The organism is Paraburkholderia sp. JHI2823, from assembly GCF_038900695.1.
GTDB classification, from domain to species: domain Bacteria; phylum Pseudomonadota; class Gammaproteobacteria; order Burkholderiales; family Burkholderiaceae; genus Paraburkholderia; species Paraburkholderia mimosarum.
On the sequence record NZ_JAYMRY010000415.1, the window covers coordinates 1 to 255 of the forward strand.

1 pseudogene is annotated in these 255 nt (G+C 65.9%); it reads left to right on the forward strand.

Annotated elements, in window-relative coordinates:
- Positions 1 to 255 (forward strand): annotated as a pseudogene (locus tag VSR34_RS39220) (IS21 family transposase); the annotation flags it as partial.

Genomic DNA, 255 nt, shown 5'->3' on the forward strand with positions numbered 1-255 from the left:
CACCGAGCCGGTTGCTGAACTGGGGCGCATCGATCGGCGTCAGCGCCGAGGCGGTCGTCAGGCATTTGCTGACGAACCGTCCGCACCCAGAAATGGGATACCGCGCGTGCCTGGGCCTGCTGTCGCTATCGCGCAAATACGGCAAGGAGAGGCTGGAAGCGGCGTGCCAGCGCGCACTCGTGATTGGCGCGCCAACCCAGCGGTCCGTGCGCACCATCCTGCAAACCGGCTCCGACAAGCAACCGCTGCCACAAA